We start from the raw sequence: 23,736 nt of genomic DNA, 5'->3' as shown, positions 1-23,736 counted from the left end.
GTTGACAGAATTTAAGTATGGAACATCAAAAAATATTCACATTAAGCCGCATACTGAGCTTAATTTTACTGGCTTTATTAATAGTGACGGCGATCACCTTTAATATCAATAAACCCAGAATTATGATTTTGCACAGCTATCATCCTGATTATGCCTGGACCCGTGATGTTAATGTGGGCTTGAATCGTATTGCTAAAACCTGGAATAATTATTCGCTTATCTGGCACCACATGGATACCAAAAAGCATAATGATCCAGAATGGTTGACCAAAGCCGGACTGGTTGCGCGGCGAGCTATTGATAAATGGGAGCCACATGTTTTGATTGCCGTTGATGATTATGCGCAGAAACTGGCGGCAAAATTTTATGTGGATGACCCTTCCATTAGCATTGTATTTGCCGGGGTGAATGGCTCGATTGAGCCTTATGGTTATGTGGGTGCAAAAAATGTCACAGGTATTTTAGAACGCCGTCAGTTAGGGGCATTAAAAGAAACCCTGTTATCGCTTAAACAGGTAGGCAAAGTTGATACACTGGAAAGCAAAAAAAATTTACGCTTGTTTTATTTGATGGATCCCTCAGTATCGGTTAAACGCAATCAGAAAGCGATTGAAGAATATGCCTGGAAGCCTTTGCAATATGCCGGTTCCAAAGTTGCAAAAAATTATGAACAATGGCAGCAAATTATCCAAGAACTTGAGGGGCAAGTCGATTATGTGGTGTTAGCCAATTATCGAAAACTGCCGCGTTCCAGTACGGATAAAACTTTTGTGCCACCTAAGGAAGTCATGTCTTGGACTGAACAAAATGCAATAATGCCCGTCATTGGCTTAAACGTATTTAATGTGGAAGATGGTGCTATGCTGTCTGTTGGTGTATCGCCTTATGAGCAAGGCGAAGTGGCTGCGAAAATGGCAGAAAAAATTATTAATAAAAAGATTCAGGCCAATCAGATTCCTGTGGAGAGCAGCCAGCAATTTATTATTGCCATGCGGGAATCGGATGTTAATAAAAGGCAGTTAATCGTACCCTCGATTTACGAAGCCTTCAGCCGTGCTACTGCAACTTATTATGATTGAGTATATGCCATGTTACTAGTTATGATTCGACATTTACCCACCGTTTATAACCAGCAAGGTTTGCTGCAAGGTCTTAAGGATGAGTCTATTTTACCTTTAGCCAAGGAAGCACAACGGCAAGTGGCAGGAAATCAACAGCGTTTAATGGATTTAGCGCCTTTTGACAAGGTATTGGCCAGCACCTTAAAACGTACGATAGAAACAGCGCAACACTATCAATTTAAAGGTGAGTTGCAACAAGAACCATTGCTCAATGAACTGGATTTTGGACAGTTTGAAGGTAAAGCACGGGTTGAAATGTTAGCTGAAGTTGGTGAAGACTGGATTGATAAGCCTCGGGATTTGGTGTTTGGTGAGCCTTTTATTCAGCTTGAGCAACGGGTTTGGTCTTTTTTGGCAAAATATCAGCAGTATCCACGGGTTTTAGGTTTTGCTCATGCCGCTTGGCTGCGCGCCTTATTATCAGTGATTGAAATTGGCAGTATTCAAAATATGAATCATTTTCAAATTGCCAATAATACCCTGGTGGTTGAGAAGGTCAGTCTAACCCGCTTGCAACAGGCACAAGACATCGTACAACAATTTGCTGATAAAAAATGAAATCACCATTACAACAGGAATATCAACAGCGCAGACAACAATTCATGCGCAAATTATCAAAACAGGCGCAGGGCGCGGATGTTGTCGCGGTTATTCCCAGCGCACCGATGGCGATCATGCACCGCGATGTGGAATACCGTTATCGTCAGAATAGTGATTTTTTTTATTTAACTGGTTTTGATGAACCCAATGCAGTAGCGGTATTAGCGCCAGGACAAAAGCATGAATTTGTATTATTCGTGCAAGCCAAAGATCCTTTAATAGAAACCTGGTCCGGTCGGCGCATTGGGGTGGAGCAAGCGCAAGTGCTATATGGCGCGGATCGGGCCTTTAGCATTAATAAACTAGATAAAGTATTACCACGTTATTTGCAACGGGCAAACCAGCTTTATTACATCGCAGATATTGATGAAAAACAGGATCAACGGATATTTTCACACTGGAAACAACAGATTCATGCCTACCCGAAAACCGGGCAAGGTATATTGGGCCTGACAGATGCCGGCAGAGTGTTGCATGAGATGCGCATGCACAAAAGTCCGCTGGAAATTGCGCAACTACGCAAGGCCATGGCGATTTCCATCGCGGCACATCAGCAGGCGCATCACCACTGCGTACCCGGTAAGCACGAATATGAAATCCAGGCGCTGATGGAGCAGCTATTTCTGAGCGCTGGCGCGGAAAGTTTTGCCTATCCTTCAATTGTGGCTTCCGGTGACAATGCTTGTATTTTGCATTACATCAACAATAACCACAAAATGGCACAAGGCGATTTATTATTAATCGATGCTGGTTGCAGCGTGGGTTATTATAATGCTGACATTACCCGCACCTTCCCGGTAGGTCAACGCTTTACCCCGGAGCAAAAAGCTTTATATGAAATTGTGCTGGCTGCCCAGCTTGCCGCAATTGATGCGGTAAAACCCGGTCAGCGTTTCCATAAGGTACATAGTGCAGCGGCAAAAGTGATTACCGAAGGTTTGTTGGAACTGGGTTTGCTACGGGGAAAACTTAAGAAATTAATTAAAAAACAAGCCTGGAAAAGTTTTTTTCCGCATGGCACCAGTCACTGGCTGGGTCTGGACGTGCATGACGTGGGTTGTTATCGTGATGCCAAAAATCCAGATAAAAAATCCCGTAAACTATGCAGCGGCAACGTGCTGACCATAGAACCCGGCATTTATATCGCGCCGGATTTTATCCCGGCAAAAGGCCAGCCAGAAGTTGCCGATTGCTGGCGCGGCATCGGCATTCGGATTGAAGACAATGTGCTGGTTACCAATAAGGGGCATGAGGTATTGACCGCTTTGTTGCCTAAATCCATAGGCGCGATGGAGCGAGCGTAAATGTCTGCTGCAAACAACTTACAATCACCACCTGATGCAAAAGCATATCTGGCAAGCGAGCGCAAGGCCAAAGAACGTCATGAATTTGTGGATGGTATTATTTATGCGATGTCAGGGGCCAGTGAAGCACATAATTTAATTACGGCTAATATTACGTCAGAATTACATTTCCAGATGAAATGCCGTCCTTGTAAGACTTATTCCAGTGACATGCGCGTCAAAATTGATACTGCCGGTCATTATGTTTACCCGGATGTAATTGCTTTATGTGACAAGGCCAAACTGGAAGATGCGCATGGCGACACCTTGCTCAATCCCGCAGTGATTTTTGAAGTACTTTCAGAATCGACTGAAACTTATGACCGGGGACGTAAATTTTCTTTGTATCGGGAATTGGGCAGTGTCCGGGAATATTTATTGGTTGCGCAGGATAAGCAACATATTGAACATTACCGTCGTCAGGCGGATGGGCAATGGCTGTTGCGCGTGCTTGATGAAGCAGATGGAAAAATAAACCTGGAAAGTTTGGATTGTACGTTGGAAATGGTGGATATTTATGCCAAGGTGGCATTGAAATGAGTCAGATTGCCTCACATGAGTTATGCAAAGCTTCTTTTTTGCACCTTAAAGGTACAAAAAAATTACTTTTTGCGCCACACTGATTTTTGCTTAGTCTGAGAAGACGTAAACCTGAAACAACCGGATTATTTAACATTACTTCTTAGAAGCAAGTAATAATTTTACAAAATTTTATCAAAAACAAATATGAAAAAAATAATCTCTCATACCTTCTGGCTGCTGCTGTTATTGAATACGCCACTGACGTTTGCCCAGCAAGTCACCTTAAATCTCAAGCAGGTTGAAATCGAAACCCTGATTCAGATGGTCTCGGAAGTTACCAAAAAGAATTTTGTGGTGGACGAGCGGGTTAAGGGCAAGGTGACGGTGATTTCCGCCAAACCCATGGATGAAAAAGAACTCTATCAGACTTTTTTATCCATCCTCAGCGTACATCAATATGCCGCAATTCCCAGTGGGCATATTATTAAAATCGTGCCGGAAGCACTGGCAAAATCCAGTAATACGCCATTGACCCAGCCCTCAGACCAAGCGGGCGATGAAATCATTACCCAGATTATTAAAATCAATCACATCAGCGCGGCGCAGTTAATTCCCATTTTGCGTCCATTAGTGCCACAGCAGGGGCATATTGCAGCACATCCTGACAATAATATGATTATCCTGTCGGATCGGGCTGCTAATGTGAAGCGCATGGTGCAGATTATCCGTCGCATTGATCGCGCTGATCACGATGAAGTGGATGTGATTATGCTGCAACATGCCGCCGCCGCAGAAGTGGTGCGTTTGATTGATAATCTGGAACAATCCACGCGGGCATCGGCTAAAAACAGCGCGCGTAAAGCCAGGGTGATTGCCGATGAGCGTACCAACAGTGTGTTAATCAGTGGTGAAAAACCCGACCGTCTGCGTTTAAATGCGCTGATTACCCATCTGGATACACCTTTGGAAGCGGTGGGAAATACCCAGGTCATTTATCTGCATTATGCTGAGGCCAAAGACCTGGTTAGCGTCCTGCAAAGCGTCAGTGATAATATTACCGGGGTAAAACAAGCCGGTGTTGCCAGCAGCATGGTAAAAGTATCCGGCGCACCTGCAAAAGCCGGGATTGCTCATGCTAAAAAAATGAACACCAGCATTCAAGCGGATGAATCCACCAACAGCCTCATTATTACCGCTGCTCCTGATGTGCTGCTTGCTTTAAAATCAGTGATTCGGCAACTGGATATACGCCGTGCTCAGGTGCTGGTGGAAGCGGTGATTGCTGAAGTGGAGTCCTCCAAAACTCAGGAATTGGGCGTACAGTGGATCATGCCAGGCTTAAACGGCTCCAGCGGCCCGGTAGGTATTATTAATTTTGGCAGTCCCGGCGCAGGTATTGTGGATTTAATTGCCGGTATTGAAAACAATACCCTGGCGGGTAACAGTGCGATTAATGGTGCAAATTTTGGCGCTGGGCGTTATAAGAATGGGGTATTGGATTTTGGCGTGTTACTAAGCGCCCTGGCTTCTGATCGCAGCACTAATATTTTATCCACGCCGTCTCTGATGACACTGGATAACCAGGAAGCCTTGATTCATGTTGGGCAGAATGTACCGTTTATTACCGGGCAATACACCAATACCGGCGCGGCTAATGGTTCAGCCAATCCGTTTCAGACCATACAGCGCGAAGATGTGGGCGTAAAACTTAAAGTCAAACCACAGATTAATGAAGGCAATGCGATTAAGCTGGAAATTGAACAGGAGGTTTCCACCATTGTACCCAATCAGGCAGGTATCAGTGCTTCTGATCTTGTCACCAATATCCGCACCTTAAAAACCACGGTGATGATAGAAGATGGTGGCATTCTGGTGCTGGGGGGCTTGATTGATGAAACCCTGACCGATACCGAGCAAAAAGTGCCAGGTCTGGGGGATATTCCGGTATTAGGTGCGTTATTTCGCTCGCAGGGGCTGACTAAGGTCAAACGTAATTTGATGGTTTTCCTGCACCCGCGTATCGTGCGTGACCCCGCAACAGAGCGTCAAATCAGCAGTGATAAATACCGGATGATGCGCCAGACCCAGCAAAATTTACAGACCAGTGGTGTACCCTTTACCCAGATGCCTGATATTCCGGTCTTACCCGACATGAGTCAGTTTTTAAGGGTATTACCCGGCGATGAGCAACCTGTTGTCTTACCACCGCCAGCAGCCCCTGCCTCTTAACATGATGAGTTTTTTATTATGAATAAATATTGGATTGTATTAAGCCTTTTATCCCTGTTATTAACCGCCTGCGGCCCCACCTATAAAACCGATGTGCAGTATATTCCACCCGGTGACGTGCGTGGGAAAAATTGTGCTCTGGATTGCCAGGAACAAAAATCCAGTTGCCAATACAGTTGTGATCGGGCTTATGATGACTGCATGGAAAAAGCCCGTATGCAGGCTAAAATCAATTATCTGGAAGCGCAGGAAGATTATCTGCAACGCAAGGAACAGTGTCTGGATCATGCTGAGCATTGGCAGGATGCCAAAGATTGTCGTAAGCGTTCAGCACCCGTGCAGAGTAGCTACATGCACAGCTATCAGTGCGATAAAAATTGTAATTGTACGGTGGATTTTGAAAGTTGTTTTCAGATTTGTGGTGGTCAGGTGTTAAAAACCACGCGTTGCGTTAGTGGTTGCGAAGAAAATAAATAACTTGAGTTCAGTGCAGGCTCGATCAGTGCTGAAAAGTGCTGAAAAGTACTGGCACTTCACGTCAAGTTATTGATAGTGCTTAGTAGGTTTATAGATTTTCAGTTCCTGCATTCCCAGCTTGAATGCTGGCAACACCTCAAAAACCATCGCTGTCAGGAAATTATTTGCCTGAAAATCTATAATTACTTGCAAGCTTTTTTTGCAGTTTTTAGCTGGTCATTACTGCAATTTCGTTTACTGGTACCCACGCACCATTTTTTACGTTTATCCCAGGAAGATATTTTCCGGGTTTTACCATCTGAGCAGCGGACATTATAAATGTAATATTTCCCCCCTATCAGCGCATTGCCTTTGGAAGCATATTTAATATCTTTGGGCGTTGCAGCAAAACCTGAAACACTGCTTAAATAGATTAAACAGGTCAGTGCCACATAAAATATCTTGTTTCGGATCATCCTTTTTCTGCCTTCAATCAGTAACGGAGCACAAGTCCATGATGGACATTATTTTTTCTGGCGGCACGCCATCTGGGCGGCTTTGAGTTGATCATTGGTACACTTCCGGGAAGTACCCACGCACCATTTTTTGCGTTTATTCCAGGAAGTGATTTCCCGTTTTTTACCGTCCGAACAACGCACGGTATAAACAGAATAGCGAACCCCAAGCACGTTTGTACCTCTGGCACAATAATTAATATCAGTGGGTTGCCCCGCATAACTCATATTTGCTGCAAATAACAATGCCATCGCAGTGATGGCAAGCAAATAGTTTTTCATTATATTCTCCTCAACACATTAATTTGGTTGATAATCATTCTAAATGATGGCTGGTACCAAGAGGGAAATTCAGTATAGCATAAGCTGAAATTGTTCTATGATATAAGTCATCCTGAACTGAGTAAAACTTTAACAACTTCTAGCAACTTAAATGCCATAGCCATGAGCAGTAAAACACAAACCCATAGTATTCATTTAACTCAAAAACATATTTTTGTACTGCCAACCCGTCAGGGTTTGTTGTTTGGCCTGATACTGTTTTTTATGCTGTTAGGTTCTATCAATTATGCAAATAGTATGGGATTTATGCTGACTTTTCTACTCTCTGGCATGGCATTGGTTTCTATTTTCCATACTTGGCGCAATTTAGCGCATCTGCGTATTCAAGCGGGCAGTGCGCCACCATTTTTTGCTGGCGAGATGGGTTATTTCGTGTTGCTATTTCATAATCATCAGCAGCCAGCGCGTCATGGGCTCAGCATACAACAATATCCTAAAAAGCAAAAACCATTAACGCCTTTATTATTTGATTTGGGCGCTGATCAAACAAACCAAGTTCATCTTTCCGTGCCATTGCAACAACGTGGCCTCCAATCAGCTGGCAGGTTACGCCTGACTACACGTTTTCCGCTGGGTTTATTTTATGCCTGGAGTTTGCTGGAACTGGAGTCAGCACAAGTACTTGCTTATCCAAAACCAGAAGGTGACATGCCCGTACCCAGCGGTATTCTGGATCAGCAGGGCAGTCAATATGAGCATGGCAATAAAGGCGATGACTTTACCGGCTACCGGGACTACCATCCGGGGGATTCTCCGCGACATATCGATTGGAAAGCCGTGGCACGCGAGCAAGGCTGGCTGATTAAACAGTTTGGCGGTGAAGCAGGTGACAGCCATTACTGGTTTGACTGGGACAGCGTGGCGCATCTGGCAGATAAAGAGCGCGCCTTGTCTCAACTATGTCGCTGGATATTATTAGCCGATGCGCAGAATTTGCGTTATGGTTTGCGTTTACCAGGGTATGAGCTGGATTTGGATCAAGGGGAAAATCATAAGCATTTATGTTTGGAAGCTTTGGCTTTGTTTTGACAAGTTTGGGTGCTGATTTTTTTCGATGTAAAATTGTATTTTATACCGTATGAAGTAGCCAAAAATAGCTACTGAATGCTCAAATTTATAACTTGAAATGGTATATTTTTAATATTAAGCACTAAAATTCATGTTTAATATAAAATATAAAAATATCACTCCATATAAATCAATAGGTTATAAAATACATCTTATAGAATCAGCACCCACAAGTTTTAGACCTAACGTAAGGTTTTTTAAGAAGAAATAGTTAAATTTGGCACGTACTATCAATAAGTTGGCATGAGGTGGAAGCGGTTTTTATCCGCATAGTGGATAAAAGAAGCTTACACCGAATTCAGCTTAGATTATTTAACATTTAACCTGAGCCTAACGTAAGGTTTTTTAAGGATAAATAGTTAAATTTGGCACGTATTATCAATAAGTTGGCATGAGGTGGAAGCGGTTTTTATCCGCATAGCGGATAAAAGAAGCTTACGCCGAATTCAGCTTAGATTATTTAACCTGAGCCTAACGTAAGGTTTTTTAAGGAGAAATAGTTAAATTTGGCACGTATTATCAATAAGTTGGCATGAGGTGGAAGCGGTTTTTATCCGCATAGCGGATAAAAGAAGCTTACACCGAATTCAGCTTAGATTATTTAACCTGAGCCTAACGTAAGGTTTTTTAAGAAGAAATAGTTAAATTTGGCACGTACTATCAATAAGTTGGCATGAGGTGGAAGCGGTTTTTATCCGCATAGCGGATAAAAGAAGCTTACGCCGAATTCAGCTTATTTATTCTCAAGCGCAGACCAATAATGTCTGCTCTGTTATTATTACACAATCTGAATTTGACGGAAGTGGCTTTCAGTGTAATAACTACTGTTAGTCTCGCAAAACCATCTACTGATTAACCCAAAGGAAAAAAATGAGTACCATCGTTGAAGTACGTGTCCCGGATATTGGTGATTTTAAAGACGTGGAAATCATTGAAATTTTTGCACAAGCTGGTGACGCCCTGTCGCTGGAAGACTCCATTGTTACTTTAGAAAGTGACAAATCAGCGATGGAAATTCCGACGCCTTATGCCGGAAAAGTGGAAGAAGTACTGGTTAAACTGGGGGATCAGGTTTCTCAGGGTATGCCACTGCTCACCATGTCAATTGAAAAACAGGTGGAAACAGCAAGCGCTGCGCCAGCATCTGCGGCAACGAGCGCCACTGCCAGCAAGCAAAATACTGACTTACAGGCAGATGTCGTGGTCTTAGGTGCCGGGCCTGGTGGTTATACGGCGGCTTTTCGCGCTGCTGACCTGGGTAAAAAAGTGGTGCTGGTAGAACGCTATGCTTCATTAGGCGGGGTTTGCCTGAATGTCGGCTGCATCCCTTCCAAAGCCTTATTACACGTTGCGCAGGTGGTTAATGAAAGTCAGGAAATGGCAGAACACGGCGTGCAGTTTGCCAAGCCCGATATCAACCTGGACACATTGCGCGGCTGGAAACAAAAAGTGGTCAAGCGTCTCACTGGCGGTCTGGGCAATCTGGCAAAACAGCGTAAAGTCACTGTGGTGCAGGGTGAAGGCCAGTTTATTTCAGCCAAGCAACTGCGCGTGGAAAATGAATCCGGGGCGCAGGTGATTGGTTTTGAACATGCGATTATCGCCGCCGGTTCACAAGCCACAAAAATCCCCGGCTTTCCTTATGATGATGAACGCCTGATGGATTCCACGGATGCCCTGGAATTAGCGGAAGTGCCGAAAAACATGCTGGTGGTGGGTGGCGGCATTATCGGCCTGGAAATGGCGACCGTATATGACGCGCTGGGCATGGGCGATTGCAAAGTCAGCATAGTTGAACTCAGTGGCGATCTGATTCCTGGTTGTGACCGCGATCTGGTCAGGCCCTTGCAAAAACGCATCAGCAAGCGTTATGAAGCAATTTATCTCAATACCCGTGTTACCGCGATAGAATCCCAGGCAGAAGGTCTGAAAGTCTCTTTTGAAGGTGATAAAGCCCCGGAATCCGCTGTCTATGATCGGGTATTGGTTGCCGTAGGCCGCCGCCCTAATGGGCCTAGAATCGGCGCGGAAAATGCGGGTATTGAAGTTAATGACATGGGCTTTATCCCGGTCGATACGCAGATGCGCACCAATATCCCGCATATTTTTGCTATCGGAGATATTGTTGATAACCCCATGTTAGCGCACAAAGCTGTACACCAGGCCAAGGTGGCTGCCGAAGTGATTTGTGGTCACGATAAGGTCGTGTTTGACGCCGCCATTCCCAGCGTGGCTTACACCGATCCGGAAATTGCCTGGATGGGTGTGACGGAAACCGAAGCCAAGGCGCAGGGCATTGCTTATGAAAAAGGCAGTTTTCCGTGGGCTGCCAGTGGTCGTTCGCTCAGTATTGGGCGTGATGAAGGTTTAACCAAACTACTGTTTGATCGGGACACAAAACGTCTGATTGGTGGCGGTCTGGTCGGCACCAACGCCGGGGAATTATTGGCGGAAGTGATGCTGGCTTATGAAATGGGCGCGGATGTCGAAGATATTGGACTGACCATGCACGCCCACCCCACGCTCAGTGAAACGGTGAATTTAGCCGCAGAAATGGCAAGTGGTACGATTACAGATTTGTATGCGCCACGCCGTAAACCCTGGTAAATAAATTCAGGTGAAATACCAATCTAATTTTTAAGCAGAGGAAATTTGCAATGAAAAAAATGACGTTTATTCTATCTTTAATGCTCTATTCATTATCTGCATGGGCTGTGGATGAGGCTGAATATGATGTTACGACCAGCATTCTGACGATTCCATCTGTAAAAATAGCTGAATCACGCGTTTATGATGCACAATTACAGCTTAATGCTGATGGTCTTTTTAGTCTTCTTAGCTATTCAGATACAAATCCAAATGTATTTACCCTCAGCAGTCCGGCAATTAGTAATGGTGAACTATTAAGTCAATACCAATGTGAGGAGAAAACCAATGGCGTGGAAAGCTCGATTCCTCTGAGTTGGTCAAATGTTCCCAGTGGTACCGCAGCATTAGCGGTAACAATGGTGCATTATCCAAATTCAGATGATACCAGTCAGCCTAATGCTTATTTATTATTGTGGGGTATCGATGCTTCAGTCACTGAAATTGAGCATGGTGCTGCTGATGATGGGCCTTGGTATTTAGGGGCAAATAAGGATGGTAATATGGTTTCCTACACTTCTCCCTGTTCACCAAGTACCGGCTCTCATGAATATACACTGAATATTTATGCACTGTCAGAAACACCAGGCAGTTTGCCGACAGAAAATTCATTAAATGTCAGCTATGATGTGCTGATGCAGGCAATTGACACAGTTGAAGTATTAGGTACGGCAAGCATTACTTTTGATAGTGTTACAGTAGATTAGGAGCCTTGTTCTACTTTGTGAGTATGCCTATATTTTAATTTTAAGAAATTACAGGCATAAGCCATGTTTAGATTGGATTTGATTCGCGGCAAACTGATAAAACTGGCTCTTACGATGTTTGTTGCCATACTCTTTACCGCCGGGAGCGGCGGCTACATTATCTACCAGACATCCATTTCAGAAACCGCGCAGCGGCTCACCGAAACCGCAAAAAGCAATGCCCGCATGATTGAGGAAGTTGCATATTTTGATAAAGCCCACTCAAAAGAAATGCATTCCGGGGCAAGCAGCTTCGATGCAACCTTGAGTCAGGTTAAAGCAGCGCATGAGCAGATAAGGTTCGGTCAGAGCGGTGAATTTACTTTAGCTAAAAAGCAGGGAAAGCAGATTGTATTCCTGATGAGAAATTATCTTGCAGGCATGGATATTCCCAATCCGGTTTCATTAGACAGAACCGATAGAGCGGAACCAATGCGCAGAGCCTTATCAGGAAAGTCTGGCTGGATGATAGGGAATGATTACCGGGGGGTGCATGTGATGGCAGCCTACGAACCGGTTGATATCCTCAACCTCGGTATTGTTGCCAAGCTTGATATGCAAGAAATTCGTGCGCCATTTATTAAAGCAGGCATGGTTATTATTGCTTTTGCCATACTGATAAGCCTTTTTGCTCTAAGAATCTTTTACCAAACCAGCCGCCAGATATCCGATAAGTTTGAAGACAGTAATCGGCAGTTCTCCCGTCTGGCAAGCAATGCAAAAGATGTAATCTATCGAATGTCGATACCTGACGGTCGATATGAGTATATAAATCCAGCCTCTAGCGAACTGTTCGGCATCACGCCACAAGCATTCTATAACACTCCAAAAAAAATTCAGGAACTGATACATCCAAACTGGCATGCTTATTTCGATGAGCAGTGGCAAAAACTTCTAAATGGGGATATGCCGCCTACCTATGAATTTCAAATTGTCACGCCATCTGGGGAAACCAAATGGATTGTTCAACGTAATGTTTTGGTCACAGATGACAGCGGCAGGCCTGTAGCGATTGAAGGTATTGCCAGTGATATCACCGAGCGCAAACAAGCCGAGCAAGCCCTGGCAAAGAGTGAAGAACGTTTTTCACTCGCGATGCAGGGTGCCAACGATGGCTTGTGGGATTGGGATATGCAGACCAATGTGATCACTTATTCTGTGCGCTGGAAGTCGATGTTGGGATATGCCGAAAATGAGTTGGAAAATAAATTTGCCACATGGGAAAGATTGGTACACCCGGATGATATCAAGCGCGCTAAACAGGTCATTGATGATTACCTGACTGGAAAAGTGCCTAAATTTGAGCTTGAACACAGAATGCTTCATAAAGACGGGCACTGGGTGGATATTCTGGCTCGGGGTTTCGCCATTCGTAATGAATCAAATGGAACCTATGTACGTTTTGTTGGAACGCATGTTGATATTACCAAGCGTAAGCAGACGGAGCAGGCGTTACATCAAAGTGAAGAGCATTTCAGGGAACTTTTCACGGGAAATAAATCTGTTGAACTTATTATCGATCCTGATGATGGTCGCATCATCGAGGCAAACCGGGCGGCAGAGAAATTCTATGGATATAGCCAGGAGCAGTTATTAAACTTGAGCATTTCCGATATCAATACACTGTCAAAGGAACAGATAGGTAGAGAGATGGCACGGGCCAAACTGGAAAAAAGTGATCATTTCATATTCAGGCATAGACTGGCTGATGGGGACATCAGGGATGTGGAAGTATACTCCGGCCCTATTCACTGGAATCAAAAACAAGTCCTGTATTCAATTGTGCATGATATATCTGATCGCAAACGGGTGGAAGTGGCGAAGGATAAGGCTGAAAAGCATGCCAAAGGTGTGATTGAAAATGCCAGAGATGGGTTTGTTGCCATAGACAGAGAAGGTATCGTTATCGACTGGAATCCTGAAGCGGAAAGGATGTTTGGTTTCAGCAGCGAAGAAGTGATTGGACAGCTATTATCTGACACAATTATTCCGCTGGCGCAAAGAAAAGCGCATATAGAGGGCATGAAACATTACCTGGCGACAGGTGAAGGGCGACTTATTGACAAGCATATAGAGATCACCGCGCTTCACAAAAATGGCATCCTGATACCTGTAGAGTTGACTATCATCCCGTTAGCACTTGGTGATACAGTCACTTTCAATGCATTTATTCGCAACCTGACTGAAATAAATAAAGCCAAAGATAAAATTCTGCAAAACATATCCACGATAAGAAAGGGTTTAAAGGGAACAATCGATGTTGTCTCCAAAATCGTAGAGGCCAGAGATCCGTACACAGCAGGCCATCAACATCGCGTGTCACAACTGTCGAGAGCCATTGCGCAAAAAATGGGACTTGATGACGAGACAGTTGAAGGAATCAGAATTGGTGCTACTATTCATGATATTGGCAAGGTTCAAATCCCGTCAGAAATATTAAGCAAGCCCGGCAAGCTTTCCCAACTTGAATACAAGCTTATTCAGTCACATCCTGGAGCTGGTTATCATATCCTGAAAGATATCGAGTTTCCGTGGCCCATCGCAGAGATTGCATATCAGCATCATGAACGGATCGATGGTTCTGGTTATCCTCAGAGGCTAAAGGGCGATGAAATATGCTTAGCAGCAAGAATTGTTTGCGTCGCGGATGTCGTGGAGGCTATGAGCAACCATCGACCTTACCGTGCCAGTTTAGGGATAGATGTCGCGCTGGAAGCGATTCAGGTACATCGAGGAACAATGTTTGATGAAGCTGTTGTCGATGCATGCTTGTTACTTTTTTCTGAAAAAAAGTTTTCCTTCTGACCTGGAAGTGAGGGCATGAGCATAAGAAGCAAGCAAGGCTTGATAGCGGCTGATATGATATACAACTTAGCTTAAGTTATAAAAAATGCTGCCTTAGTGGCATATTGGAGGACATGTGAATCCCAGCATTTCACAGCAAAACTTACAATTTTTATTTGAGGGAAGTAACAGCATTGTTTATCTGTATCAGGCACAGGAACAAGCGAGTCCTCGCATTATAAAATTGCTCAAAGAAGAATACCCCACGCCGCAACAAGTCATGTGCCTGAATAATGAATATGAAATCAGCCGCACACTGACGGGAAAAGGCATTCGACGGGCGCTGGAGCGGGTGCAAGTGGATGGTATGGATGGCTTGGTGCTGGAATATTTTGAAGGTCAGCCACTGGATGAATTTCATAGCTCAGATTTGGTGGATCTGCTGGAAATCAGTATTGAGATTGCCAAATCCTTGCAAAATCTGCATCAGCAAAATGTGATTCACAAAGATATTAATAGTCATAATATTTTACTTAACCCGCTGAATAAACAGGTGCGCTTAATTGATTTTGGTATTTCTTCTCAAATTGATACCAAAATTCAGCACTTAGGCAACCCCCATGTGCTGGAGGGGACTTTAGCTTATATTTCACCCGAACAAACCGGACGCATGAACCGGATACTCGATTATCGCAGCGACCTGTATTCTCTGGGGGTGACGCTGTATCGCTTATTTAGCGGCAGGCTGCCATTTGATAAGCAAGAAGCAATGGAACTGGTACATAACCATATTGCCAAACGTCCATCACCACCACACCAATTTAATGCAGACCTGCCCCCCGTTATTTCTGAGATCATCTTAAAATTATTACAAAAAAATGCAGAAGATCGTTATCAATCTGCAGCGGGTTTAGCCACTGATTTACAACACTGTTTAAAACAATGGCAGGAGAAAGGGGATATAACGCCCTTTCTTCTGGCACAGGAAGACAATCTGGGAAATTTCAAAATTCCCCAGAAACTCTATGGTCGTGAGAGTGAGCAGCAACAATTGCTTGATGTCTTTCAGCAAACCTGCCAGGGAAATTTGGAGTTTTTGCTGGTTTCCGGTTATTCCGGGGTGGGTAAATCCGCCTTAGTGCATGAAGTCCATAAGCCAATGGCGGCGCAGCGCGGGTATTTTATTGCCGGGAAATATGATCAATATCAGCGCAATACCCCCTATTCTGCCATCAGTCAGGCCTTTGCTGAATTTTGTGATCTGCTGCTGACAGAAACGCCCGAAGCATTAGCCCGCTGGAAAAAGCGAATTTTAACAGCGCTGGCTCAGCGCGGACAGATTTTATTAGATGTCATTCCTGCTTTGGAATCCATTTTAGGTAAGCAGTCTCCTGTTGCGGAAGCCAGCAGCGCAGAAGAAGCACAAAATCGCTTTAATCAGGTTTTTTGTGATTTTATGCAGGCTATCGCTCAGGCAGAACACCCTTTAATCTGGTTTCTGGATGATTTGCAGTGGACTGATAGCGCTTCATTACAACTCTTACAAACCTTGTTGCTGCATCCAGAATTACAATATGTCTTTATCATTGGCGCCTATCGAGATAATGAGGTAGATGCCGATCACCCCTTGCTGCGTATGTTGCAGCACTTAAACAAACAAACCCGTTCCTTTACCACCATTAAACTCGATAACCTCAGTCAGCCTGATGTCGCACAATTACTCAGTGATAGCCTGCATCAAACTGAGAATATTGAAACACTCAGCGATTTAATTTATGACAAAACAGCCGGTAATGCCTTTTTTAGCATAGAATTTTTAAAATCTTTATATCAAGACCAGTTACTCAGTTTTGATTTTCAGCAGCGTTGCTGGCATTGGGAACTCAGTCAAATCCAACAAAAGGAAATGAGTTCCAATGTGGTTGAGCTGATGGCAAATAAAATTGCGGATCTCCCCCAACAATGTATCACCAGTTTGAAATTAGCCGCATGTATCGGCAACCGCTTTGATTTACAAACCCTTGCCAGCGTGCAAAGTTGTGATTTGCACAGTGCTTTGCAGTCATTATGGCCTGCGGTCAAGGTGGGTCTGTTGCTCCCTTTAGATGATAATTACAAACTGGTACAGGCCACGGTGAAAACCGATGGGCAACATAATGCAGCATTTCGTTTCTTGCATGATCGCGTGCAGCAGGCAGCCTACGCCTTAAATGATGAAACAGAAAAAACCACGCAGCATCGACATATCGGTCAATTATTGCTCAGTGTTGCCAATACCCCGGAACGCCTGGATGAGCGTCTATTTGAAATTGTTGGTCACTTAAATATTTGTGCTGCATTGCTGGACACCACGCAAACACTGCAATTAGCTGAACTCAATTTACAGGCTGGACACAAAGCCATGAGCGCATTAGCCTACAGCAGTGCGCAAGAAATACTCAGTGCGGGTTTATCTGCCATTCCCAGCAAGCAACCCTGGCTGACGCATTTTGAATTAAATTTTGCGCTACACAATGAATTGGCATTATGTGAATACCGTAGCGGTGACTTGGCGCGGGCGGAACAGCACTTTCAGAATTTGATGGAACATGCGCAAACACCGCAACAAATCAGTAAGGTTTTCGGTGAAGCTGTCTATCTGTATAGCACCATGAATCATTATGATATAGCCGTTGACTTAACCCGCAAAGGACTGGCGCGCTTAGGCATGGATATGCCCGTGGTAATTGACAATGATGTGATTATGGCTGAGTTTGGACTGGCAATGCAGAGCCTGGGCGAGCGTCAGGTCTTTGACTTATTAGATGCTCCCGCAATGACAGAGGCAAGTAAAATTGCCCCCTTTGGTATCTTAACCCTGGCTATCCCCCCCACCTGGTTAGCCCAGCCGCCTGCTTTTGCCTGGACTGTGTTACAGATGGTCAAACTCTCGCATCAACATGGTAATCTCAGCACTTCTGCACTGGGTTATGGGATTTATGGCTTGATGTTGTGTGGAGAGCCGGAACAATATGCCCTGGGTTATGACTATGGGCGCTTATCACTGGAAATGAACAAGCGTTATCCCAGTTTATTTGTACGCGGTACGGTACATTTTTTCTTTAGTAACTTCGTTCAACATTGGTGTAAACATAAAAAAGCCAGCATCCCGTTACGCCAAATCGCCCATCAGGGTTGTAGTGAAAGCGGTGCTTACGTTTATGGCGTGTACAATGTTATTTTCTCTTTTTTTCAGCCGTTTTTCTCAGCGCAAACACTCCAGGATACCCAGCAGGAATATCGTCAATATCAACCTTTTGTCGAGCGCGTTAACGACCGTGACGTGAGTGGCGTCCTGCGCCTGTTGCTGCAACTGGGAGACAGTTTGCAAGGCTTCAGCGCAACGCCGAACCAGTTGAGTGCGGAAAATTTTGATGAGCAGGCTTATGTGGAAGAATTACAGCAGCGTGAATATGGTAACGGCTTGTGTTATTACTACTTCACCAAACAGGTTTTGCACTTCACTGCCGGAGAATTTGAGCAGGCTCTGCAAGCTGCGGAAAAACTGGAAGATTTTTATTTTTTTATTCGTGGACTGTATCAACAAAGCTTATTTCACTTTTATCGCGCCCTGAGCATTATTCAGCTTTATCCACACTTCAATGCCGAACAACAAACCCATTACCGCACACTACTCGATACAGATACAGAAAAATTATGTAACTGGCAAACTCATTGTGCTGATAATTTTGCTTATCAATATTTTCTTGTACAAGCTGAAACCGCCCGTTTAGACGGGCAGGCATTAGAAACCACCGCGCAATTATACGAACAGGCCATTGCTGCTGCTGGAGAAAATGGCGCGCAGATTTGGGCGCATCTGGCTTTAGCCAATGAGCTGTGCGCTCAGTTTTGGTTAAGTCAGGCATTATCAGGGGCTGCGGTGCATTATCTGCGTGAAGCCCATCATTGGTATCGCTTATGGGGTGCAACACAAAAAGTATCCGCTCTGGAAAGTCACTATCAGCGGTACTTACAACACCATAGCAGTGCAACAGGCACAAGCAACGGCACTTTGAATCACAGCTTAAGCTCCACCCGCTATACACACACCTTAGATTTGCAGGCGGTCTTTCAAGCAGCCAGTGTTTTTGCAGAAGAGATTGTATTAGAACAACTACTGGATAAACTCATCCGTATTTTGGTAAAAAATGCAGGCGCGCAACGTGGTGTTTTAATGTTAGATGAGCAGGGAGAATTAAAAATTCAAGCCTCCTGGTTAGCTGACTCAAAAGAAACCGGGGTATTACAAAATACGCCCATTGGGCAAAGCACCGATCTGCCACAGCGTCTATTGCAATATGTATTACGTACCAGGGAAATGCTGGTATTAGATGATGCGAGCCTGAACAGCGGCTATAACAACGATAGCTACATCAAAGGAAAACAGATTAAATCCATATTTTGTATGCCAATATTGCATCAAAATCAACTTAATGGCGTGCTTTATCTGGAGAATAACCTGGTATCCGGTGCATTTACCCCTGATCGTCAGGAAGTGCTGAAACTGCTTTCCTCTCAAGTGGCTGTCTCATTGGAAAATGCATTTCTTTACCGGACATTGGAAAATCAAGTGGAGCAACGCACCCAGGAACTTGCCAATGCCAACGCGGAAATCAACACCTTAAATCAGCAATTGCAGGCAGAAAACCAACGCATGGGCAGTGAGCTGGATGTGGCGCAGCACTTACAACAAGTGGTATTACCACGGAAGCAGGAATTACAGCAGCTTTCCCAGTTAGATGTTGCCGCCTGTATGCGTCCCGCTGATGAAATTGGCGGTGATTATTATGATATTTTGCAACAAGATGAACACATCAAAATAGGCATCGGTGACGTGACCGGGCATGGCCTGGAAAGCGGCCTGATCATGTTGATGGTGCAAATGGCGGTGCGCACTTTACTGAGCAGTGGTTTTACCCAGCCTGAACACTGTTTAGCCATACTCAATCATGCACTTTATGGCAATCTGCAACGCATGGGTAGTGATCGTACCCTGACCCTGTGCCTGCTGGATTATCATCAGGGCGATCTGGAAATCAGTGGTCAACACGAGGATATTTTAATTATTCGCGCAAATGGACAAATTGAAGAACTGGATACCTTTGCCCTGGGTTTTTTTGTTGGACTCTGTGAAGACATCACGCCCTATATAAAAAAATATAAACTACACTTAGATCCTGGCGATGGTCTGGTACTTTATTCTGACGGCATTACGGAGGCTATGGATGCTGAGCGCAAGCTCTATGGCATACAACGTTTAAAAAATATTGTTCAACAATATGCGCAAGATGATGCAACAAGCATTCAAGAAGCGATTATTGAAGACGTGCAATCACATTTAGGCGGCACCAAAAAAAGAGATGATATTACCCTATTGGTGTTAAAGCAACGTACCTGCCACGGCTAGCAACTTAAGCCCACATGATTACCCATAGCTCAGGATAGGCTGGGAGTGCTTGCCGGACAGTTTTCAGTTGAGGTTTAATAGAGCTAATTGCGCGGCAGGCGAATGATGCGGGGCTGGTCGGGCTAATTATCATCTAATAAAAGTCGTGTAAAAATTACTATGCGGTTCAGGTGCTGTTGAGTACGCGGTTTAAAGCCTGCTTTAAGTCTGTATCCATAAAAATATAACCGGCCTGTTCCAGTTTTTTTGGATACACCCGGCTGCTGGATAATAATAAAGCATCTCCCATTTCACCAAAAATCAGCCGTACCATAAACGCGGGTAAGGGTAAAACGGTGGGTCTGTGTAATACCTGTCCCAGCATTCGGCTGAACTCGGCATTATTGACTGCTGTTTTGGAAGCCAGGTTGACCGGGCCGCTGAGTTGTTCGTTGCTTAATAAAAACCGAATCATGTTGATGATTTCCGGCAGGCTGACCCAGCTCATATATTGTTGTCCTGAGCCAACCCTGCCGCCCAGCCCCAGCTTAAATGGCGTGAGCATTTGTCGTAAAGCACCGCCTTTGGGGCTTAATACGATACTGGTGCGCATGTGAATGGTACGAATGCCTGCGTCAGTGGCGGCTTGAGTTGCCGCTTCCCAGCGTTTGCATATTTCAGCTAAAAAACCACTGCCTAAGGGGCTGTCTTCATCCACGGATTGCGCACCGGTATCACCGTAAAAGCCAATAGCGGAGCCGGAAATAAAAAGCTTGGGTGGTTGGGCTAGTTGCGCCAGTGTATTTGCTAATAACAAGGTGCTTTGCTCGCGGCTGTCGATAATCAGCTTTTTTCTTGCCGCAGTCCAGCGTCCATTGGCAATATTTGCCCCGGCAAGGTGAATAACCGCATCAATGGGTTTGGTTTTATCCCAATGAATCATGTTTTTATCAGGTTGCCAGCTAAAATCAGCATCTGCTTTTAGCGGGCGTTGCATGATGAAAAGCTGATGCCCATCCTGTTTTAATGTCTGTTGTAAAGCGCTACCAATCAACCCGGAGGCACCTGTGATTAAAATATTCATAATTTTTCTCCCGCTTACATCTTTATTGATGTTGTTATCTCCAAATAAATCAAGTGATAAAAACGGGTGCGCTATGGTCTAAGGAGTGAGGATGAAATAAATACAGAAACTGGGCGCAGGATTTTTATTCATTTTCAAGGCGTGAAAACAGGCGCATAGCAAGCTATGTAACTGTTTTCACAACGTAGAAAATGGAGAAAAAGACCAGCCAGGTTGCTGAAGTTATAAAATTCTCACTCCTAAGTGTTGTATTTGCTTAATTAGCTGGGTTCGGTGTAAGCTCGAACCACATAAAAGGTACTGAAAATCACTTAATACCTCAGCCTGAATGAGGTCTTATATAAGAGACTTCGTTATTCTATTTAAATGCAGATTTTATGCAAAAAATATTATTGTTAGAATCCAATTGGTTACCACAGGAGTCGCGTTTGCTGGCTGATGTTTATCAGCGGGTTTTACCTGCTGATTTGATGCAAACTCAGGCATTAATGGCTGATTCGTGTCAGCAGGTGTTGTTAGATTTTATCCGGCATCCCGCACGGCAACGAGGGCCGCATTTGATTATCTTAAGTGCTCATGCGCAGTATGGGGATAAGCGTGAGTGTTGGTTTCGAGGTGGTGATAGTCGATTTGATTTGAATGTAGTGTTGAAGGCTTTGCGTGGGCAGTTAAAACGTAGCATTCTATTGCTGGATGCCTGTTTTGTGGGACAGGATGTGCAGCGTTTGCAGCAAAATTGTGGCGCTTTGGGGGTGATTGGTTTTGCCGGACCTATCAATTGGACGGCTTCCAGTATTTTTAATATGGCTTTGTTGCGTCAATGGCAGGCGGCAGGGCTTTGGCAAATGCAGCGTTGCAGTCCACGGCGTCCTGAAAAAGTGATACAAATCATGCAACAACAGGTCTATAAAGTCATGATGCAGCAGTTACAGGTAAATTTTACCTTCTAAAGCATATGCCTGGCTTGTTATAATTCTTTTATGAATACACAAAAAACCTCTTTGAGTTATCGCGATGCGGGTGTTGATATTGATACCGGTAATCGCCTGATCGATCGCATCAAACCAATTGCTGCCCGTACCCAGCGTCCCGGCGTGTTAGGCGGCTTGGGTGGTTTTGGTGCATTATTTGAAATTCCTCTGGATCGTTATAAGGAACCGGTGCTGGTTTCGGGTACTGATGGCGTGGGTACCAAGTTGCGGCTGGCGATGCAATTAAATCTGCATCATACCGTTGGCATCGATCTGGTTGCCATGTGTGCCAATGACCTGATTGTACAAGGTGCAGAACCACTGTTTTTCCTGGATTATTACGCGACCGGTAAGTTAGAGTTGGAAGTAGCGACCCAAGTTGTGGAAGGCATTGGGCGCGGCTGTGAACTGAGTGCGATGTCTTTAATCGGCGGTGAAACCGCAGAAATGCCGGGCATGTATCAAGACGGTGATTATGATCTGGCTGGTTTTTGCGTTGGCATTGTTGAAAAGTCGAAAATACTCGATGGCAGCAAGGTACAGGCTGGAGATGTATTAATTGCCCTGGCTTCCAGTGGCCCGCATTCCAATGGTTATTCTCTGATTCGCAAGGTGCTGGAAGTGTCTGGCGCTGACCCGGCAATGGCATTTGAAGGTTCAAGTTTGGGTGAAACCTTATTGGAACCCACCCGTATTTATGTACAGTCCTTATTGAAACTGTTTGATGTGGTGGATGTTCACGCTTTAGCGCATATTACCGGCGGTGGTTTGCTGGAAAATATTCCCAGAGTATTACCACCGGGGATGTGTGCAAATATTCAGCGCAACACCTGGGACATGCCGCCCGTGTTTAACTGGTTGCAGGAGCAGGGGAATATTGAAGCTCAAGAAATGCTGCGCACCTTTAACTGTGGCGTGGGTATGGTGCTCTGCGTTCCGGCAACCGCGCAACAACAGACGTTGGATACGCTGGCAGCAGTGGGTGAAACGGCTTGGGTAATCGGGGAAATTACTGCCGATGCGCAGCAAACGATAGTGATTGACAAATAATGATGGGACATCAACTTCCTCTTTCCGTGGTTATTCTAATATCTGGACGCGGCAGTAATATGGTTTCGATTATTGCCGATGCGGAAAAAGCGGATGCACCTTATAAGGTGTTGGGCGTGCTGAGTAATCGCCCGCAAGCGGCTGGTTTGCAACATGCTAAAGTAGCAGGTATTGCAACTGCGGTACTGGATCATACGCAATATGCCAGCCGTGCTGAATTTGATGAGGCCCTGGCTGAGCGCATTGAGTGCTGGAATCCCGACTTGGTTGTACTTGCCGGTTTTATGCGGATTTTAAGTCCTGGCTTTGTTAATCGTTATGCAGGGCGTTTGATTAATATTCACCCTTCTTTATTACCTGCGTTCCAGGGATTGGATACTCATCGTCGTGCCTTGGAAGCGGGTGTCACAGAGCATGGGGCAACCGTGCATTTTGTGACTGAAGAGCTGGACGCTGGCCCGGTTATTTTGCAGGCACACGTACCGGTTTATCAAAATGATACAGAACAGCTGTTGGCAACTAGAGTTTTAGAACAGGAACATGTGCTGTATCCACGCGCTATTCGCCACCTTGCAGCCAGTAAAGTTTAATTAATTGTAAAAAACTGTAAAAAAGGCTTGACGGTGTTTGGCAGGCCTGTATAATGCGCCCCTCTCTTACAGAGAACGCAAAACAAGCAGCGAAAGCAGATTGAATTGTGGGAATGTTTTAAGAGAGGTTGAAAACAGTTTTTGAATTTTAGTTTTGAATTAAAATAAAAAAGCAGTTGACAACGAGAAAGGGGTCTGTATAATGCGCCTCTCTCTTACAGAGACAGCAAAACAAAGGTGT

General features: G+C 44.7%; 16 protein-coding genes. 14 read left to right on the top strand and 2 right to left on the bottom strand.

Annotation, left to right across the window (positions count from 1 at the left end):
- Window positions 1–17: 17 nt before the first annotated feature.
- From QUF61_RS03865 to QUF61_RS03840, 6 genes are all read left to right on the top strand, one after another.
- Window positions 18–1,079, top strand: coding sequence for an ABC transporter substrate-binding protein (locus tag QUF61_RS03865; protein ID WP_289680551.1), 1,062 nt, complete (start codon window positions 18–20; stop codon window positions 1,077–1,079).
- Between the two features lie 9 nt (window positions 1,080–1,088).
- Complete coding sequence (locus QUF61_RS03860) at window positions 1,089–1,679, top strand: histidine phosphatase family protein (RefSeq protein ID WP_289680549.1); 591 nt, start codon at window positions 1,089–1,091, stop codon at window positions 1,677–1,679.
- On the top strand, window positions 1,676–3,025 hold the full coding sequence (locus tag QUF61_RS03855; RefSeq protein WP_289680547.1) for an aminopeptidase P N-terminal domain-containing protein: 1,350 nt from the start codon (window positions 1,676–1,678) through the stop codon (window positions 3,023–3,025). Before QUF61_RS03860 ends, QUF61_RS03855 begins: the two co-directional genes overlap by 4 nt.
- Window positions 3,026–3,604 (top strand): Uma2 family endonuclease, encoded by a 579-nt coding sequence (locus QUF61_RS03850; protein ID WP_103919846.1) that lies wholly within the window; start codon window positions 3,026–3,028, stop codon window positions 3,602–3,604.
- Between the two features lie 186 nt (window positions 3,605–3,790).
- Window positions 3,791–5,815 carry a type II secretion system secretin GspD gene (gene gspD / locus QUF61_RS03845; RefSeq protein ID WP_289680543.1) on the top strand — a complete coding sequence of 675 codons (2,025 nt, stop codon included), beginning with the start codon at window positions 3,791–3,793 and terminating at the stop codon, window positions 5,813–5,815.
- A gap of 18 nt (window positions 5,816–5,833) precedes the next feature.
- Complete coding sequence (locus QUF61_RS03840; protein ID WP_103921295.1) at window positions 5,834–6,292, top strand: hypothetical protein; 459 nt, start codon at window positions 5,834–5,836, stop codon at window positions 6,290–6,292.
- A 503-nt stretch (window positions 6,293–6,795) separates the two neighbouring features.
- Here the strand turns inward: QUF61_RS03840 and QUF61_RS03835 are convergent.
- Entirely contained in the window at window positions 6,796–7,068 is a 273-nt protein-coding gene (locus QUF61_RS03835; protein ID WP_103921293.1) for a hypothetical protein, read from the bottom strand.
- 90 nt (window positions 7,069–7,158) lie between these two features.
- Between QUF61_RS03835 and QUF61_RS03830 the strand changes: the two genes are divergently transcribed.
- The 5 genes from QUF61_RS03830 (at window position 7,159) to QUF61_RS03810 (ending at window position 19,821) form a co-directional block, all read left to right on the top strand.
- Entirely contained in the window at window positions 7,159–8,157 is a 999-nt protein-coding gene (locus QUF61_RS03830; protein ID WP_146066826.1) for a DUF58 domain-containing protein, read from the top strand.
- 909 nt (window positions 8,158–9,066) lie between these two features.
- Window positions 9,067–10,803 carry a dihydrolipoyl dehydrogenase gene (lpdA, locus tag QUF61_RS03825; RefSeq protein WP_289680537.1) on the top strand — a complete coding sequence of 579 codons (1,737 nt, stop codon included), beginning with the start codon at window positions 9,067–9,069 and terminating at the stop codon, window positions 10,801–10,803.
- A gap of 50 nt (window positions 10,804–10,853) precedes the next feature.
- Window positions 10,854–11,549 carry a YbhB/YbcL family Raf kinase inhibitor-like protein gene (locus tag QUF61_RS03820; RefSeq protein WP_103921290.1) on the top strand — a complete coding sequence of 232 codons (696 nt, stop codon included), beginning with the start codon at window positions 10,854–10,856 and terminating at the stop codon, window positions 11,547–11,549.
- Between the two features lie 63 nt (window positions 11,550–11,612).
- Window positions 11,613–14,393: a PAS domain S-box protein gene (locus QUF61_RS03815; protein ID WP_289680533.1), complete on the top strand. Its 2,781-nt coding sequence runs from the start codon at window positions 11,613–11,615 to the stop codon at window positions 14,391–14,393.
- 115 nt (window positions 14,394–14,508) lie between these two features.
- Window positions 14,509–19,821 carry an AAA family ATPase gene (locus tag QUF61_RS03810; RefSeq protein WP_289680532.1) on the top strand — a complete coding sequence of 1,771 codons (5,313 nt, stop codon included), beginning with the start codon at window positions 14,509–14,511 and terminating at the stop codon, window positions 19,819–19,821.
- A 166-nt stretch (window positions 19,822–19,987) separates the two neighbouring features.
- Here the strand turns inward: QUF61_RS03810 and QUF61_RS03805 are convergent, their stop codons facing one another.
- On the bottom strand, window positions 19,988–20,884 hold the full coding sequence (locus QUF61_RS03805) for a TIGR01777 family oxidoreductase (protein ID WP_289680530.1): 897 nt from the start codon (window positions 20,882–20,884) through the stop codon (window positions 19,988–19,990).
- Window positions 20,885–21,261: 377 nt separating this feature from the next.
- Between QUF61_RS03805 and QUF61_RS03800 the strand changes: the two genes are divergently transcribed.
- Genes QUF61_RS03800 through purN form a run of 3 tightly spaced genes read left to right on the top strand, consistent with a single transcriptional unit; the run spans window position 21,262 to window position 23,495 of the window.
- Complete coding sequence (locus tag QUF61_RS03800; protein WP_289680528.1) at window positions 21,262–21,834, top strand: hypothetical protein; 573 nt, start codon at window positions 21,262–21,264, stop codon at window positions 21,832–21,834.
- Window positions 21,835–21,864: 30 nt separating this feature from the next.
- Complete coding sequence (purM, locus tag QUF61_RS03795; protein WP_289680527.1) at window positions 21,865–22,905, top strand: phosphoribosylformylglycinamidine cyclo-ligase; 1,041 nt, start codon at window positions 21,865–21,867, stop codon at window positions 22,903–22,905.
- Window positions 22,905–23,495 (top strand): phosphoribosylglycinamide formyltransferase, encoded by a 591-nt coding sequence (gene purN / locus QUF61_RS03790; RefSeq protein WP_103921284.1) that lies wholly within the window; start codon window positions 22,905–22,907, stop codon window positions 23,493–23,495. The genes purM and purN overlap by 1 nt, the downstream gene beginning before the upstream one ends.
- Window positions 23,496–23,736 lie beyond the last annotated feature (241 nt).

The organism is Candidatus Venteria ishoeyi (assembly GCF_030378065.1).
Lineage (GTDB): Bacteria > Pseudomonadota > Gammaproteobacteria > Beggiatoales > Beggiatoaceae > Venteria > Venteria ishoeyi.
The sequence above is the reverse complement of the archived record's forward strand: the minus strand, read 5'-3'. Positions and strand labels throughout refer to the sequence as shown.

Excerpts from the sequence above, each read along its gene's own strand:
- QUF61_RS03815 (WP_289680533.1), top strand. The coding sequence starts at position 11,613 with ATGTTTAGATTGGATTTGATTCGCGGCAAACTGATAAAACTGGCTCTT.
- QUF61_RS03865 (WP_289680551.1), top strand. The coding sequence starts at position 18 with ATGGAACATCAAAAAATATTCACATTAAGCCGCATACTGAGCTTAATT.
- gspD (WP_289680543.1), top strand. The coding sequence starts at position 3,791 with ATGAAAAAAATAATCTCTCATACCTTCTGGCTGCTGCTGTTATTGAAT.
- QUF61_RS03835 (WP_103921293.1), bottom strand. The coding sequence starts at position 7,068 with ATGAAAAACTATTTGCTTGCCATCACTGCGATGGCATTGTTATTTGCA.
- QUF61_RS03820 (WP_103921290.1), top strand. The coding sequence starts at position 10,854 with ATGAAAAAAATGACGTTTATTCTATCTTTAATGCTCTATTCATTATCT.
- QUF61_RS03855 (WP_289680547.1), top strand. The coding sequence starts at position 1,676 with ATGAAATCACCATTACAACAGGAATATCAACAGCGCAGACAACAATTC.
- purN (WP_103921284.1), top strand. The coding sequence starts at position 22,905 with ATGATGGGACATCAACTTCCTCTTTCCGTGGTTATTCTAATATCTGGA.
- purM (WP_289680527.1), top strand. The coding sequence starts at position 21,865 with ATGAATACACAAAAAACCTCTTTGAGTTATCGCGATGCGGGTGTTGAT.
- QUF61_RS03850 (WP_103919846.1), top strand. The coding sequence starts at position 3,026 with ATGTCTGCTGCAAACAACTTACAATCACCACCTGATGCAAAAGCATAT.
- QUF61_RS03800 (WP_289680528.1), top strand. The coding sequence starts at position 21,262 with ATGCAAAAAATATTATTGTTAGAATCCAATTGGTTACCACAGGAGTCG.
- QUF61_RS03840 (WP_103921295.1), top strand. The coding sequence starts at position 5,834 with ATGAATAAATATTGGATTGTATTAAGCCTTTTATCCCTGTTATTAACC.
- lpdA (WP_289680537.1), top strand. The coding sequence starts at position 9,067 with ATGAGTACCATCGTTGAAGTACGTGTCCCGGATATTGGTGATTTTAAA.
- QUF61_RS03860 (WP_289680549.1), top strand. The coding sequence starts at position 1,089 with ATGTTACTAGTTATGATTCGACATTTACCCACCGTTTATAACCAGCAA.
- QUF61_RS03805 (WP_289680530.1), bottom strand. The coding sequence starts at position 20,884 with ATGAATATTTTAATCACAGGTGCCTCCGGGTTGATTGGTAGCGCTTTA.